Source organism: Candidatus Accumulibacter sp. ACC003 (assembly GCF_907163085.1).
Lineage (GTDB): Bacteria > Pseudomonadota > Gammaproteobacteria > Burkholderiales > Rhodocyclaceae > Accumulibacter.
In genome coordinates, this window is the sequence record NZ_CAJQTX010000002.1 from 152,086 (window position 1) to 165,295 (window position 13,210).

Genomic DNA, 13,210 nt, shown 5'->3' on the forward strand with positions numbered 1-13,210 from the left:
CTCCGCGTCTCCTCGATAACCGAGGTAGCAAGAGCGTGCCCAAGCGGCGACTATTAGCGCTCGATGACCAAGGTGCGCCTCATAGGTAAGGGGGCATCGGCAGTCAATTGTGCAGCGGTTCCTTAAGATGCAACTAAATCTCCAGCGGATATTGTGCTGGAACATTAATCTCACTAAGTTAGCGCGATCGTTCATACCACATGCCAAGAAAATCAGAATTCTCTTCCTACGTGTTTATTAAAAATGACCTGGTCAATATGGGTTGGAACACAAGGAATCCTTCACGATCGGACAGCGGGCAGCTTTATACGCAGCAGGAATGCCTCGATCATCCAGAAATCGCAGCCGGATTGAATCGCCAGCGACCCGAGTACGTCGTAAAGGTGCACGAAGACGTATTTTGGGTGATTGAAGCAAAAGGGGCGCACGAAAAAATTGATATCGCAGTCGGCGAGGCAATCGGCTACGCTGAGGATATAAACAAGTCGAAACTCATCAAGGCTCGCCTAATTACTGGCGTCGCTGGAAACGACGAAGACGGATACCTCGTAAACACCTCTTTTATCCAGTCAGATGGAAGTGTGTCGCCAGTTAAATTCAACAATCGGAAGATAACTGGTTTTCTCTCGCCTGACCAAGCGCGTTACCTAGTTGACAACGAGACGTCAGACTTAAACGAACTCGTAACAAGCGAAGTTCTTCTCTTGTCAATTGCCGAAAGTATTAACGAAGAACTGCATCGGGCATCAATAAATAAGGACCTTCGAGCCACCGTGATGTCAGCGGTTTTGCTGTCAATGGTCTCCGACACTCTTCCGAACTTCAACGGATCTCCAGATGTCTTCGTCAAAGATATAAACAATCGCGCTGAAGATGTCCTTATACATCATTCAAAGCGGGAGTTTGCGGAGTATGTTGAGTTGAGATTGCCGCAAGAAGATGCCGCAAAGAGCAAATACAAGGCTGCGGTAGTCCGCGTGTTCTTCCTCTTGCGAAAGATAAACGTTAAAGCTGCCATGGATGGCAGTCAGGATTTGCTAGGAAAGTTCTACGAGGTTTTCCTGAAGTACGGGAACGGTGCCAAAGACATTGGAATCGTCCTAACTCCAAGACATGTTACAGAGTTTTCTGCTGAGATTCTTGACATCAGAGCATCTGACCTTGTCTACGATCCAGCATGCGGGACGGGTGGGTTTTTGGTTGCAGCATATGATCGCGTTCGTCGAAATGAGCCCGAAAAGGTCGAGATGTTTAAGAAGCATCGAATTTTCGGCGTGGAGCAACAAGCTAACGTCGCTGCACTTGCTATAGTTAATATGATTTTTCGTGGCGATGGTAAGAACAACATCATCAATGGGGATTGCCTCTCCATCAATTTGAATCGAAAGCTTAGAAATGGCGAGGCTAGTGCGGAGTACCAGAGGGAGCCGAGCGAGAGAAGGGCTGTGGGCAAAGTTCTGATGAATCCACCCTTCGCACTGAGGCGCGATGATGAACAAGAGTTCACATTCATTGACCACGCGTTGGATCAGATGCTTGATGAGGGATTGCTTCTCAGTGTCCTCCCGGTCTCTGTCATGTACTCCGGTGGGCGAGAACTCGTATGGAGACGGCAGCTCCTCGAGCGGAATACGTTGCTTGCGGTGATCGGCTTTCCGAATGACCTGTTTTACCCCCAAGCCTCAGTCGAACCCGTCATTGTCGTAATTCGGAAAGGTGTTCCGCATGAGCAAAATGGAAATTGCTTATTTGTTAGAATATCTGACGATGGTTTTGTAAAACTAAAGAAAAGACGGTTGCCGCATGGTGGCCAAAATGAACTACAGGTGCTACGTGACAACATATTTAACTTTATTCACGGCGGAGAATGCCATGAAGTTAATGGTCTTATTCAGAAAAAAGCAGTTGATCTTTCTGATCCACACCTGGAGCTTATACCGCAACAATATCTCGATAACGTTGAACTAGGCTCTGACGCGCTACGATCGGCACTTAGTACTATTCAATCCGAATTGGTGTTTCAGGAAATTCGCAAAGGGCTTCGGCAATGAAAGTAAAAGAGCTATTTATCGTTGCTGTCGCAAAATCAAAGAGCACTGACGATTATCTTGCGGGCGACGTTCCATTCGTCACAAACGCGGAGATCAATAACGGGATTGTTCGGTATGTCGAACCATTTGACGACGACCGAGTCTTTGAAGGTCCAGCAATTTGCATTTCTGGATTAGGCTACGCAACTGTGCATTATGGGCAGTTCTTACCCAAGGGGAACGGTGGCGACTCTTGCACGATATTAAAGCCTATGGAAGCAGTAAAGAAGTCAGGGCTTCTGTACTACGCGGCGCTCTTTAACACGTTGCACGGTTGGCGTTTCTCTTTTGGACGGAAGACAAGCCGTAGGCGTATTGAAAACCTTGTGATGACACCTCTACTCAGTGAAGCGCCAATCAATTTATTGGTCGAGATTGAAGCGAACAACAAAATGATGAGCGTCCTCCTCACCGAGAAGGAAGCGCAGCTCCGAGACGGCTAACCTATATCAATTCACTAGGCCTAGGCGATCGAGCCGCGCGGTGCTCCTGACTTCCAACTGTGAGGCATTATAAATGCCCAGCATTTCGAACTGTTGGTTTTCTGGACTCCGTGCGACGCAGGTCTCGTAAGCGAAAAATTCAGGCTGCCGGGAAGCATTGACGATGCTGCGGCCAAGATCATTCAGTGTCAGATTAGGCTACACCCTAGGTGTACATTAAGTTGTGTGCTAAAATGTGTCAGGATAGGGTGGGATTGTGCATTGTCTGACAATAGGCCCTGTGGGTTAAAGAGGCTATCTTTACAATCACACGATTGGGCAAAGCACATGACTATTTCCAAAGGCCAGTTGGTGGGCTATATCCGTGTTTCAACTGTGGAGCAAAACACTGCTAGGCAGGAGGACCAGTTGAGTGAGTTTTCGCTTGACCGCGTGTTCATTGACCATGCCAGCGGCAAAGATGTATCACGACCACAGTTGCAAGCAGCACTGCTTCATTTGCGTGAAGGTGACACCTTTATTGTTCATTCCATGGACAGACTGGCACGTAACCTTGACGACCTTCGTAAGCTAGTCAAAGAGCTGACAACGCGTGGCGTTCGTGTTCAATTCGTGAAAGAGTCACTGACTTTCACTGGCGAAGATTCCCCAATCTCTCAGTTGTTGCTTTCTGTTATGGGCGCATTTGCGGAGTTTGAGCGTGCACTAATTCGTGAAAGACAAAGAGAAGGAATCGCAGTTGCAAAGGACAAGGGAACCTATAAGGGCCGGAGGCCTTGTCTTACTGCAGCAAAGGCTAAAGAGATGCTAGATCGCGTTTCTCAAGGTGTCTCTAAAACTAAAGTTGCTTTGGAATATGGGATCAGTCGAGAGACGCTTTACAATTACTTGAGACAGGCTTAAGGCATTTTCTTATCCGCGATGCGTTGGGCATGGTTAATTTGTAAGTAACATGGGTAATGTGGCTAAACTTTTGGCATTTATGCTATTTTCTCCTATGTTTATGGAGTGGCTTGTAATTCGCCATGGTTGGAGCTATTGGCGTTCATTTGGAATGAGGTGTGCGTGGGGGGCTGCCCTTGGGCGGAATGTCACAATTCACCATATTGTTCTTCGATTTTACTGAGTTTTGGTACATGGATGAGTCAGTGCCATAGCCGTAGCCGACAATACGTGTGCTCCCATTTTTATATTTGATAAACAATCGTTTCGTAAATTTTTTGCAGTGTTCTTTGAAAGCTTTTTGGGCAATGAGTTCTGCAAACGGTAACGTGCTTTTCTCTACTGACGATCTCCTATAGCTGGTAACCTCTGGGTCTTTGTTTGTAAAGTCCCATGGTTGGAATACATAAGGTAACTCTTGAAGATCAATTCTAGTTATTGCTTTTCTGAGTAGTTCGTTAACGGCTGATCTCCAATAATAGTCGGCTTTCTTGCTTTCAAAGTTATCAAGGAGCTCCTTCAAGGCGGTTGTTCTCAGCACTGCTTGAGCTTCCTCCTGCTCGACTTTCAACGACTTTAAATTGTTTGATTCCTTTGTTTTTTCGTCTATCTCCGTAGCAATCTCGTCTAGTCGTTGCGAAAATTGGGCTTTGGCGCGGTCGTTCCAATCTTCTGTTGATAGCATTTGTATGAGTCTTAATTCTTGTTTGATTAGGTCTTCTATTTTTAAGTGAATTGATTCTAGTTGTCCTTCTATGTTCTTTTGTTCAGTATCATTTGCTGTCGTCAAACTGCTGAAGTCTATTTCATGCAGGTGCTTGAGAATAATCTCTACGGTGTCTTCGTATTTCCATTCGGACATTGTGCACGATTTTCCATTCGCTCGGTTGGTACACAGTAGGGTTTGGCCACCCTTTGGCAATTGTCCTCTGTTGCGGTATGCCATCGTGACGCCACATGATTTGCAAAACACTAACCCTGTTAATATGTTTTGAAAAGTGGGACCTTTCGGACCTCTAGTGGCTTGCGTTCTACGTTTAATGGCTGCTTGAGCAGCTAGAAAAACATCTTCTGTGACTACCGCTGGGTAATAGTTTTTAATTGGGGCGCCAATAGGCAGTTGAATTCCGTCTTTACGAGTTCCCGGCTGAAACTCTCCCAGAACCGCTCTGTTGTTAAGTATCTTGATCAGATAAGACCTGTACCACATTTTCCCGCGGCCAAATTCGGGAACGTTGTTTGAATTAAGATATTTTACGATACCTAGCACCCCGCAGGTCTTGCTGCACATTTCAAATATTAATTTTACAACGGTGGCTTTATCATCGATTAGCAAAAACTTTTTCTTGTCCTCATCATAGGACATCCACCCAGGGCAGACTTTGGTGAGTTTGTTCGTCTCAATTTTACTTCGTTTGTTTTCCCATACGGCTCTGATTCTTCTTGATTTAGTCGCAGACTCTTCGTTGGCTCTCAGCATAATTGCAAGGCTGATATAGAGAGGCGCTATGTTCTCATCGATGGATTTTTGAGTGTATTTTTGGCCGTCGATTAAGGTAACAATTTCGATGCCAAAGGCAAGAATTTCGAGAAATTGCGAGAGAGCGGAAGAGACTTTGTCTCGGGATAATCTATCTAAGCTCTCGATGAGTAGCGAACTATTAGATTCAATTTTGTTCTCTCTCAATGCTTCAAGAAAAATTCTTAGTACACCGATTTCCGAATTTTTGCTTTTATAGGCAGAAACCCCAATATCTTGCAGCGATACTCCTTCGATGCTCTTAACAAGTTCGAGACCGTTTTCTGCAGCGTATGTTTCAGAAAGTTCAAGTTGCCGACGAAGGCTATCTCCCTTTAGCTGAACGGCTGTAGACATTCGGATATAGGAATATGCTTTGCGCACCATTGCTAACCAGCTTTCTTGCACGGTTGATCGATACAACAATTGTACACGACATGAGGATCGAATGCGCGCCGGCGGCGGCAATTTCCAGCGCGCGCTTGGCCTGCGCCTGGCCACGCACATCGGCGAGATCGGGGTAGTCGGCACGCTCGCCGGCCGGGTCGCCCCACTCGTCGCCGGCCAGGCAGGCGCTCAGCGGCGTTTGTCCGCTCAGATGCGCACAGACCTCGAGCAAGCTATTGGCGGCCAGGACGCGGACCTGCGCCGCCAGCGCCGCTTCGCGCGCACTGCTCGCCGGCAGAACGAAGCTACGCCCCTGGCTACCGGCGGCGAGAACCATCGCCAGCGCGCCACGAATCGGTCGCAACTCGCCCGACAGTGACAGTTCGCCGGCGAATTCATGGTCGGCGAGCGCCGCGTTGGCGACCTGACCCGACGCGGCGAGGATGCCGAGGGCGATCGGCAGGTCGAAGCGGCCCGACTCCTTGGGTAGATCGGCCGGCGCCAGGTTGATCGTGATCCGTTTGCCGGGAAACTCGAAGCCCGAGTTCTGCAGCGCCGCCCTCACCCGATCGCGCGCTTCCTTGACCTCGGTATCGGGCAGGCCAACGACGGTAACGCTCGGTAGCCCGCGCGCCAGTTGCACCTCGACGGCGACTTCGGGGGCCGACAGACCGTCGAGTCCGCGGCTATGAACGATCGCCAGGGGCATCGCCGGTGCTCGTCGAGGCCGTCACAAGGCGGGCCGCAGACAGGCTAGCGAAGGCCGCCAGATCAGCGCCGGCGCCGGCCGCTCAGAGCGACTTGTCGGGTGGGTTTTCCAGGACGTCCAGGCGTCCTTCGAGCGCCTTGAGCTTTTCCCGCGTGCGCTGCAGAACCTGCGTCTGAATATCGAATTCTTCACGGCTGACGAGATCAAGCTTGCTGAAGAAGCTGGCGAGCAGCGTGCGCGCGTTCTTCTCGATGTCCGCCGCCGGACTGGCGGCAATGATGCCGCTCAATCGAGCGCCAAGGTCTTCAAGAATTCTGGGGTCGAGCATGGCAATCACCGCGGCACTATGGTTTCTGGGTGCAGCGAGTCTAGCACAGCCGCACACGCCGGCAGGTCACGCACCATCGCGGTGCATGACCTGCCGGCGCTGCGCAATCGCAGTGCAGCATGGCTGCCGCAGCAGCCGACAAATTCATCAAGGCACTGTATATCAACAACAAACAAAATCTGGCACGGAAAGTGCTCAAGACAGTTCAGTAGTAGAAACCAGACATTCATTCGTTCAACCGGGGAGGCCGCATGCTCCCCTGATATGGAGTGCAACATGAAACTCGTTACCGCCATCATCAAGCCCTTCAAGCTTGACGAAGTACGCGAAGCGCTGTCGACGATCGGCGTCCAGGGCATCACGGTTACCGAAGTCAAGGGCTTCGGACGGCAAAAGGGGCATACCGAGCTCTACCGTGGCGCCGAGTACGTCGTCGACTTCCTGCCAAAAGTGAAAGTCGAAGCAGCGATCCGCGACGACCTCCTGGAGCAGGTCATCGAGGCCATCGAAAAGTCCGCCAGCACCGGCAAGATCGGCGACGGCAAGATCTTCATCACCAACATCGAAGAAGTCATTCGCATCCGCACCGGCGAAACCGGTGAGGAAGCACTTTAAGGAGCCATCGATGAAAAGCATCCTCGCCACTCTCGCCCTGCTCGGTGCCGTCGGTTTCGGCGCACCGGCCTGGGCCGCCGAGTCCCCCGCCGCCGCGACCGCCACGATCAGCAGCGCCGTAACGGCACCGGCAGCAGCCGCCACCGCGGCGGTCAGCGCTGAAGTGGTCGCTGCTGCGGCCAGCGCAGCGCCGACGCTGAGCAAGGCCGACAACGGCTGGATCATGGTCTGCGCCGCGCTGGTCATCCTGATGTCGCTGCCCGGCCTGGCGCTGTTCTACGGCGGCCTGGTGCGCACCAAGAACATGCTCTCGGTCCTGATGCAGGTCTTCGTGACCTTCTCGCTGATCAGCGTCCTGTGGGTGGTCTACGGCTACTCGCTGGCATTCACCGAGGGCGGCAGCTTCTTCGGCGTCCTCGACAAGGTCTTCCTGAAGGGAGTCACCGCCGATTCGCTGGGCGCCACCTTCTCCAAGGGCGTGTTCATCTCCGAGTTCACCTTCGTCATCTTCCAGGGCGCTTTCGCGGCGATCACCTGCTGCCTGATCGTCGGCGCCTTCGCCGAACGCGCCAAGTTCGCCGCCATTCTGCTCTTCATGGTGATCTGGTTTACGTTCTCGTACGCACCGATGGCGCACATGGTGTGGTACTGGGCGGGTCCGGATGCCTATCTCGACGCAGCCACCGGCGAAGCGGCCGGCAAGACGGCTGGCTTCCTGTTCCAGAAAGGCGCGCTCGACTTCGCCGGCGGCACCGTGGTGCACATCAACGCCGCCGTCGCCGGCCTGGTCGGGGCCTTCATGATCGGCAAGCGAATCGGCTACGGCCGCGAGTCGATGGCGCCGCACAGCCTGACCTTCACGATGATCGGTGCCTCGCTGCTGTGGTTCGGCTGGTTCGGCTTCAACGCCGGCTCGGCACTCGAAGCGAGTGGTGGCTCGGCGCTGGCAATGGTCAATACCTGGCTGGCAACCGCCTGTGCGACGATGTCCTGGATGCTCGCCGAATGGATGCTCAAGGGCAAGCCGTCGATGCTCGGCGCAGCGTCGGGAGCCGTCGCCGGTCTGGTGGCGATCACCCCGGCGGCCGGCTTCGTCGGCGTCATGGGCGCCATCGTCATCGGCCTGCTCGCCGGCGTGATCTGCCTGTGGGGCGTCAATGGCCTGAAGCACGTGCTCGGCGCTGACGATTCGCTCGACGTCTTCGGCGTGCATGGCGTCGGCGGCATCCTGGGCGCCATCCTGACCGGCGTCTTCGCCGACCCTGCGCTCGGTGGCAGCGGCGTCTATGACTACGTCGCCAACGCCGTCGGCGAGTACGACATGGGTGCGCAGGTCATCAGCCAGTTGTGGGGCGTTGGCACAGTGGTCGTCTGGTCGGCTGTCGTTTCCCTGGTGGCCTTCAAACTGGTCGATATGCTGATCGGTCTGCGGGTACCTGAAGACGAAGAACGCGAAGGCCTCGACATCACCTCGCACGGCGAATCGGCCTACCACTACTGAGCGATTCAGCACCAGGCTGCAACCAGACTCTCCCCTTTGGGCGCCCACGTGGCGCCCACTTTTTTCAATCCTCGGCAGCCAGGACGGCGGCCGCAGCAGCCACTTCATCCGCAGAAAACAACGTCTTTTCTCGTCATTCGCATTGACACACCTCGGTGCCTTCCCTATAATTCGGCGTTTTTCGGGGGTCGGTAGCTCAGTCGGTAGAGCACTGGACTTTTAATCCATTGGTCGTGAGTTCGAGCCTCACCCGACCCACCATGAAAATCAAGCAGATAGCCCGGCTCACAAGGTCGGGCTTTTTGTCGTCTGGCTTTCGGGTAGCCAGCAAGTAGGCAGATTCGCGCGCTACGGATCAAGTCCGTGCCGAGAACACCCCGGCGCTGGGCGGCGTATTTGCGAGCGGCGCGGGCCGGCTTGGCCGCACACTTGTCACTATCAGCTCTTGGGCGGCGGCGCCACAATTGTGGCAAGATTTCTGCGCTCCATTGAGCGGACATCTTTCGGAGAGCTTCCATGACCGCATCGACATCAATTCGTATTGATCAGACGCTTTACGATCAGGCCCGCACTGAAGCCATGGCCGAACATCGCAGCATCGCCGGTCAGGTCGAGTACTGGGCCAAGGTCGGTCGTGCCGCGCTGGACAATCCCGATCTGCCGGCCAGCTTCATCGCCGAATCGCTGGCGTCGATGGCCGAGCCTCGCGAAGAAGCCACCGCCTTCGTGCCGCGCTCTCGGCGGACATGAGCTATTCGCTCAGGCAGACCCGACGTTTCGCCCGCGCTTACAAGAAGCTGCACGACAAGGTTGCCGCCGATGTCGATGCAGCGACCCAGGTCGTGGCCGATGATCCGACCATCGGTGAGCGCAAGAAGGGCGACCTGGCCGACCTCATCGTCTACAAATTCCGCAGCCAGAACCAGCTTTACCTGCTCGGTTATACGATCGACGAGGACGTTCGCCTGGTCTACCTCGAAGCCGTAGGCCCCCAGGAGAATTTCTATCGAGATCTCAAACGCTCGTAGCCGCGTTCGTCGCCTCCCCTGACGGCTTGCTTCTCCCGGAATCGGCAGGCGGGCAAATTAGAGCAAGCAGCCAGGCTCAATTGTGCGAATCCATGAGCCTGGCCGATCTTTGCTTCGATGCTCGCCGGCGCTGTGTAGCCACCCCCATCGCCTCGCCGCTGCCGCGCGCGCTCCTGGCCGGCCGCAACAAGATCGCGCGAAGCGGTGCACAATGGTGCTTTGCGCCACCCCGGGATCAAACCATGCCGTTTCAAGATCGCCTGCTGGTCTGCCTGGCGTCCGAGCAGATCATGCAGAACACGCTGCCCGCCCTGCGCCTGCGACCCGCGCAGGTGGTCATCGCCTGCAGCGATTCCGAGGTCGTTCGCGCGGGCGCGCTGCGCCTCTGCCAGGTTCTTCAGGAAGCCGGCTGGCCGGCCGACGCCGTGCGCGTCGTCCCGCACACGCCCGATCACGACCTCGGCCTGATCACCGCCTACGCGCGCGAGCTGGCGGCGACGCTGCAGCGCGATCATCCCGGCCTGCCGATCGACCTGAACGCCAGCGGCGGCACCAAGGTGATGTCTTTCGGCTTCGTCGGCGCCTTTGCCGGCCTCGGCGACGCCTGGTACTGCGACACCCGGCACGGCCTGCTCGAACATCTCGGTGGCGGCCGCGCGCTCGAACTGCCCGCCGACATGCTGACGCTCACCGCCCTGCTGCAAATGCAAGGTTATCGCGTCGTCGCCGATCCAACCTGGCACCCCGACTTCGCGCGCGCCGCCGCGGCACGCGCCGGCCTCACCGAACACCTGGCGCGCACCGCCGCGCAGCTCGGCGGCTTCTTCGGTTACGTCAACCGCCTGAGCCGCGCGGCGCTGCCGCTTTACCGTCCGGACGGCAGCCTCTTGCGGCCGTTCCAGAGCGAAGTGCTCGCCGAACGAGCGCTGTTCGCCAACCAACACCCGTTCGCGCAGGCCTTTGCGCAGGCCGAGATCTGGCGCTGGGACGGCGATTACCGCTTCGAATTCACCAGCCAGGCGACGGCCACTTACGCCGGCGGCGGCTGGCTCGAAGAATGGGCGTGGCTGACGCTGGCCGGGCTGCAGGCCGACGGCCTGATCTCCGACGGCCACTGGGGCACCAACGTGCGCACCGACTCCGGCCAGGGCACGCAGGAAGAAGCGGCCGGCAACGAACTCGACGCCGCGCTGGTCTGGCGCAACCAGCTGGTGGTGCTCGAATGCAAGACCGGCGTCCAGATCAGCACCGAAGGCGGCAGCCAGGCGATTCTCAACCGCCTCGACAGCCTGCGCCGGCACGTCGGCGGCACGATGGGCGAAACCTGGCTGCTCACCGCCAGGCAACTCTACCCGGGTGCCGGCTCGGCGGCGCGCGAACGCGCCCGCGCCTACCGCATCCGCCTCATCGAACCCCAGGAGCTGATCCATCTGCGCGCCGAAATCCGCCGCTGGATGCGCATCGAGGAAAGCCCAGAGTCGACCAGCGCAGCGACCAGCACATGACCACCTGGTTCGTCTCGCGCCACGCTGGCGCCATCGTTTGGGCCGCCCGGCAAGGCATCGCCGTCGATCGCCAGATCGACCACCTTGACCCGCAGCAGGTCGCCAGTGGCGACACCGTCATTGGCACCCTGCCGATCGACCTCGCCGCCGCAGTCTGCGCCCGCGGCGCCCGCTACCAGCACCTCGTGCTGCGCGTGCCGCGACAACTACGCGGCGCCGAACTCAGCGCCGACCAGCTCGAACAACTCGGCGCCCGACTGGAGCCCTATCTGGTCCAGCACCTCGAACGCTGACCTGCCGCTCGTCGCCGCTCGGCAGATCGCCGCGGCCTCGTTGCTCGCCGACCGAGAGACGATGCCGGAAGAGGCTGACCGCTTGCAGAGTCGCCCGATCATCGACCATGCTCATCGCCACCCCTCTGGATTGCTTGACCACGTTCGCAATGACGGTGGCCGCAACACGCGCCGTCACTGCGAGGAGCACAGCGACGCGGCAGTCCAGGTCGTATTTTTCCTGCCGCCGCTCGCAGCCTGTCGGACTCACCGCCGGCTAGGTATCGTCGCCTTCCGGCAACTCCAAAGGCAATTGCCTGTCCCCAGGATCAAGCTCAAGCTCGAACGAACGAACCACTCTCAACGCCACCCGTTTGGCCAGATTGAAAATATCGCCGTCGTCCGAGTAGATCACTGCCACCTGTTCAACAATCGCTATTGCAACGATCTGATGGTCGAACTTGATCTTGGCACGTGGGCTTGCTGGGCTTTTTTTTCTCATCCCATTTGGGGCAATGGCGTTTGCGCACTCGATCGCGGCGCGCGTATCAAACGGCGCGACACGAAAGGGGCTCTGTGTGAGGTTTTTGATGTAGTCATTCGCCGCGGCGCCAGCCCCTGCGAGCACCTCGCAGAGTACCGGAGCGGGGATGATCACCTTGGTCCGAGCCTTGCTCAAAACCTTGATCAAATAGGTAACGCGCTGCTTGGCATGCTCAAGCGGCTGTTTCGTCGCGGGGTCAATGGGCGGCCTGGCGTCCGGATCGAGCGCCAGCAAGAGCGTGCTGGTATCGAAAAGAACAGTCACGCTCAGTGGCTCCGCAGCCTTTGCCACGCGGCAAGCGGATCATCCATCTTCTTCCAGTCACTTCCTTCTACCGCTTGCAGGGCTGCAAATGCCTCGATCAGGCTCCGATCGTCGATAGGCTGAAACCCCTCCAAAGCCAGGCTGTCAAGCTCCCACTTCCCGTCTTCGGTTCTATTCCAGGTGCCGGTACCGGTGACGCGCACCGGGCTATAGAGGTGGCTGGCGATGCTCTTGGCCATATCACGACTGGTCGTCACCAACTTGTAGTCCTGGCCATCCGGCCCAAGGAGCGTCACGTGAATCGTCTTGTCCTTGCCACCAACACGAAGGACCTCGCCATCCAGAACGCAGGCTTCCTTGATCGGGCCAATGCGCTGAGGCAGCGACTCTTTCGCCCCCGGAAACGTATGGATTCTCGCCGAACCGTGCTTGAGCACCCCTGTTGCTCCATCGTCGCGCAGCAGGGCATTGATGCTTCGCACAGCCTTCACTACGTCAGCAGGCGCATCGCTACGCGTGGCAACCGCGATGCGCCTGCTGACATGCGAAACATCTTCCGGTTCAACGCGCGCGCGGAGGCGAGTGCTGCCCTTGAGCAGCCGGCAAAAGTGGACATGCGTCGAGCTGCCCATGAGAGCAGCAAGTTCGAGCATGTACCGCGCAAGACGATCCATCGGGATCGTTTCAGGCGTGTACGCGGTGATGCGAAACTCAAATTCGGCGCAATCGTCCATGATCAGGGCCCTCTATCTACGGCGAAACATCAAGGGTAGAACCTCTATGGCCGAGGGGCAAGCAGTGGCGTGGCCAGACTCCATGGACTGAAGATCGGCTTCGGCATGGAGCGCATGCCCTGCGGACAGTTTGCCGCCAACGCCGCATTTTTCCGCATCGGCGTCATCGCCCACAACGCGTTCGTCCTGTTCAAGCATGCCGCGCTGGCCAGCGCCTGGCCGCGGCCTCCGCTCGCTCTGGATTGCTTCACTACCTTCGCAATGACGGTCGCAACGCACCCCGTCACGGCGAGGAGCGCAGCGACGCGGCAGTCCAGAACGCCACCGGA

At 56.6% G+C, this 13,210-nt stretch carries 13 protein-coding genes, 1 tRNA gene and 1 pseudogene; 10 read left to right on the forward strand and 5 right to left on the reverse strand.

Features of this window, described 5'->3' with window-relative positions:
* The first annotated feature begins 404 nt into the window (after positions 1-404).
* From QZ656_RS04385 to QZ656_RS04395, 3 genes are all read left to right on the forward strand, one after another.
* On the forward strand, positions 405-2,051 hold the full coding sequence (locus QZ656_RS04385) for an N-6 DNA methylase (RefSeq protein ID WP_291992240.1): 1,647 nt from the start codon (positions 405-407) through the stop codon (positions 2,049-2,051).
* Positions 2,048-2,533, forward strand: a complete 486-nt coding sequence (locus QZ656_RS04390) for a hypothetical protein (RefSeq protein ID WP_291992241.1) — start codon at positions 2,048-2,050, stop codon at positions 2,531-2,533. The genes QZ656_RS04385 and QZ656_RS04390 overlap by 4 nt, the downstream gene beginning before the upstream one ends.
* A 327-nt stretch (positions 2,534-2,860) precedes the next feature.
* Positions 2,861-3,436 (forward strand): recombinase family protein, encoded by a 576-nt coding sequence (locus QZ656_RS04395; RefSeq protein WP_291992242.1) that lies wholly within the window; start codon positions 2,861-2,863, stop codon positions 3,434-3,436.
* A 142-nt stretch (positions 3,437-3,578) separates the two neighbouring features.
* Here the strand turns inward: QZ656_RS04395 and QZ656_RS04400 are convergent, their stop codons facing one another.
* From QZ656_RS04400 to QZ656_RS04410, 3 genes and pseudogenes are all read right to left on the reverse strand, one after another.
* The gene (locus tag QZ656_RS04400; RefSeq protein ID WP_291992243.1) at positions 3,579-5,402 is read right to left on the reverse strand and encodes a recombinase family protein; all 1,824 of its coding nucleotides are present in this window, start codon (positions 5,400-5,402) and stop codon (positions 3,579-3,581) included.
* A gap of 28 nt (positions 5,403-5,430) precedes the next feature.
* Positions 5,431-6,090: pseudogene (locus QZ656_RS04405) on the reverse strand (magnesium chelatase domain-containing protein); the annotation flags it as partial.
* An 82-nt stretch (positions 6,091-6,172) separates the two neighbouring features.
* Positions 6,173-6,418, reverse strand: a complete 246-nt coding sequence (locus QZ656_RS04410; protein ID WP_291992244.1) for an accessory factor UbiK family protein — start codon at positions 6,416-6,418, stop codon at positions 6,173-6,175.
* A 276-nt stretch (positions 6,419-6,694) separates the two neighbouring features.
* On the opposite strand from QZ656_RS04410, the gene glnK reads away from it, so the two are divergent.
* From glnK to csx16, 7 genes are all read left to right on the forward strand, one after another.
* Entirely contained in the window at positions 6,695-7,033 is a 339-nt protein-coding gene (gene glnK / locus QZ656_RS04415) for a P-II family nitrogen regulator (RefSeq protein ID WP_291992245.1), read from the forward strand.
* A gap of 10 nt (positions 7,034-7,043) precedes the next feature.
* The gene (gene amt, locus QZ656_RS04420; protein WP_291992246.1) at positions 7,044-8,534 is read left to right on the forward strand and encodes an ammonium transporter; all 1,491 of its coding nucleotides are present in this window, start codon (positions 7,044-7,046) and stop codon (positions 8,532-8,534) included.
* A 185-nt stretch (positions 8,535-8,719) separates the two neighbouring features.
* Positions 8,720-8,795, forward strand: a tRNA-Lys gene (locus QZ656_RS04425).
* 255 nt (positions 8,796-9,050) lie between these two features.
* Entirely contained in the window at positions 9,051-9,284 is a 234-nt protein-coding gene (locus QZ656_RS04430; RefSeq protein ID WP_291992247.1) for a ParD-like family protein, read from the forward strand.
* Positions 9,281-9,562: a type II toxin-antitoxin system RelE/ParE family toxin gene (locus QZ656_RS04435; protein WP_291992248.1), complete on the forward strand. Its 282-nt coding sequence runs from the start codon at positions 9,281-9,283 to the stop codon at positions 9,560-9,562. Before QZ656_RS04430 ends, QZ656_RS04435 begins: the two co-directional genes overlap by 4 nt.
* 242 nt (positions 9,563-9,804) lie before the next feature.
* Positions 9,805-11,067: a DUF1887 family CARF protein gene (locus QZ656_RS04440; protein WP_291992249.1), complete on the forward strand. Its 1,263-nt coding sequence runs from the start codon at positions 9,805-9,807 to the stop codon at positions 11,065-11,067.
* On the forward strand, positions 11,064-11,360 hold the full coding sequence (gene csx16 / locus QZ656_RS04445; protein ID WP_291992250.1) for a CRISPR-associated protein Csx16: 297 nt from the start codon (positions 11,064-11,066) through the stop codon (positions 11,358-11,360). The genes QZ656_RS04440 and csx16 overlap by 4 nt, the downstream gene beginning before the upstream one ends.
* 256 nt (positions 11,361-11,616) lie before the next feature.
* Here the strand turns inward: csx16 and QZ656_RS04450 are convergent, their stop codons facing one another.
* Both QZ656_RS04450 and QZ656_RS04455 read right to left on the reverse strand, forming a co-directional pair.
* Positions 11,617-12,147, reverse strand: coding sequence for a PIN domain-containing protein (locus tag QZ656_RS04450; protein WP_291992251.1), 531 nt, complete (start codon positions 12,145-12,147; stop codon positions 11,617-11,619).
* Positions 12,148-12,149: 2 nt separating this feature from the next.
* On the reverse strand, positions 12,150-12,881 hold the full coding sequence (locus QZ656_RS04455; RefSeq protein ID WP_291992252.1) for a hypothetical protein: 732 nt from the start codon (positions 12,879-12,881) through the stop codon (positions 12,150-12,152).
* Positions 12,882-13,210: the final 329 nt, after the last annotated feature.